Annotated in this window: 1 pseudogene; it reads left to right on the top strand. The window is 63.9% G+C overall.

The features are described 5' to 3' along the window. Positions 1 to 310: pseudogene (locus tag EOA27_RS40140) on the top strand (IclR family transcriptional regulator C-terminal domain-containing protein); the annotation flags it as partial. Positions 311 to 413 lie beyond the last annotated feature (103 nt).

Below are 413 nucleotides of genomic sequence, written 5' to 3'. Positions count from 1 at the left end.
ATTTTCGGGCGAGCCGGGCGAGCCCTATGAGACCATCCGCGAAGACTATCATCACTTGTCGGTGGGCGATCGCGATCCCGAGACGGCTGGCGTCTCGGCGCCTGTCTTCGGCCCCGGACGGACCCTTCTCGGCGCGCTCACCCTGGCCGGGCCGAGAACGCGCGTGGACGCGGCCTTTCTGCGGCGCATGACCGCGCCCCTGCTCGAGGCCGCCGCCCGCGCCACCCGCGCCTTCGGCGAAGACGCCTCGATGCTCGAACGGGCAAGCGTGAAAGCGGCCAGCGCCGGCAAAGCACTGGAATCTATCTGAATTATGTTCACAGGCTTCGGCCGCGACTTGCCGGACATTGGCATTCGGGCAAATTGGAAGCAGTCGAGCCCCAATAATATTTTCCTAAAATCCGATCCTATAC

Source organism: Mesorhizobium sp. M2A.F.Ca.ET.037.01.1.1, from assembly GCF_003998075.1.
Lineage (GTDB): Bacteria > Pseudomonadota > Alphaproteobacteria > Rhizobiales > Rhizobiaceae > Mesorhizobium.
The sequence above is the reverse complement of the archived record's forward strand: the minus strand, read 5'-3'. Positions and strand labels throughout refer to the sequence as shown.